The organism is Arthrobacter silviterrae (genome assembly GCF_011045165.1).
Taxonomy (GTDB): Bacteria; Actinomycetota; Actinomycetes; order Actinomycetales; family Micrococcaceae; genus Specibacter; species Specibacter silviterrae.
This window is the reverse complement of the sequence record NZ_JAAKZI010000090.1, coordinates 1-1190: the sequence shown is the minus strand read 5'-3', so window position 1 is coordinate 1190 and position 1190 is coordinate 1. Positions and strand designations below refer to the sequence as shown.

2 protein-coding genes are annotated in these 1190 nt (G+C 56.1%); one reads left to right on the top strand and one right to left on the bottom strand.

The window, feature by feature from the left end; all coding sequences use genetic code 11:
- Positions 1-132 precede the first annotated feature (132 nt).
- Entirely contained in the window at positions 133-378 is a 246-nt protein-coding gene (locus G6N77_RS19515; protein WP_165183833.1) for a hypothetical protein, read from the top strand.
- Between the two features lie 30 nt (positions 379-408).
- Here G6N77_RS19515 and G6N77_RS19510 read toward each other — a convergent pair whose 3' ends face one another.
- Complete coding sequence (locus G6N77_RS19510) at positions 409-828, bottom strand: hypothetical protein (RefSeq protein WP_165183832.1); 420 nt, start codon at positions 826-828, stop codon at positions 409-411.
- Between the last annotated feature and the right edge of the window lie 362 nt (positions 829-1190).

Here is a 1190-nt window from a genome sequence, read left to right as displayed (position 1 = left end):
GATGCCTGCGGAAACTCGCCGTTAATCTAGTTATGGAAATTTTTGTGGCATGTTCCGCTTAGGGGACCGGCTTACGGGACAGGATTTATGAGCGCACGCTCCATCAAGAAATCCCGGGGGTAGTCTTTTGCCATGACGGTTTCAGAGCCTCTCCACGAGGCTGCTGCCAATATCTTGGCCGGGGACGACTCCATTGTTGCCGCGCAAGCACTCGAAGGCGTTCTACTCGATGAATACTTCGATGACGCGCGAGCCGACGAGCTGCTCTATACGCTTTCGCTCTACTCCCCGGGCACGGGCGCACCCTACTCTGATGCCGAAGAACTTCGCAAGGTAATAATTGCGACGCTCGAACAACTCAGCGACCGGCCCCGCTAGCCCTTGGTAAGCTGTCGCCGCGTTGGAATGTCACGTCGGTGAATGGACGACATATTCCGTTCGTAACAGCATCTCACGCAGACCGTCGATCTCGGCTGCGAGTTCCTCAGACGGGTAGGACTTCGACTTCCCAGGGAGATACTCCCGGACCAGTCGCGCCGTCTCGGGAAGCACACTGACCAGCCAGTCACGAACAGCCTCAGCAGTATCCAGCCCCTTGGGGACCGAATGCCAGACAATAAACCGTCGCTGCTTGCGCCCTACCATGGCAGCCTGAACGCCGGTAAACTCGGGTTCTTTGTGCAGATGCCATGAACGAAATGCCACGTCCACGACATAATCTTGGTCCGATTGTCTGGGTGCAAAGGTCGCCACCTGCTTTTTGACCTCCTGAAGCGCCCAGCGCGGCGGACCCCAATCTTCAACAATTCCACCCGTACTAATAGCCATAAGGCAATTATGGTCTCAAAAGCGGTGTTTCGTATTCCGGACGAGCAGGAGACCTACATCATAGGGGGGATTTTCTTTGTGACTAGCGGTCACCTGGCAGGCACACGCGGAACTGGCGCGCGGATGGTTCCCGTTACGGGCGGTCTTTGCCCTCTTCAGTCGACAAGCGGTGGTCCCGCCAAGACCTTTCTCCAGGCGACCTTGGCGTACGATTCTTCCTTTTTCTGAAGCCACCCCTATCCGATCCTTTGGGTAGAAATGGGGTTCCCCGCAAGTAGTGGACACGTGATCTATCTCACGCTGCTTGCGTGAGTGCTTCTTCATTGTTGTTTTCCTGCTGCAGGGCCTGTTCGAACTCGACG

Excerpts from the sequence above, each read along its gene's own strand:
- G6N77_RS19510 (WP_165183832.1), bottom strand. The coding sequence starts at position 828 with ATGGCTATTAGTACGGGTGGAATTGTTGAAGATTGGGGTCCGCCGCGC.
- G6N77_RS19515 (WP_165183833.1), top strand. The coding sequence starts at position 133 with ATGACGGTTTCAGAGCCTCTCCACGAGGCTGCTGCCAATATCTTGGCC.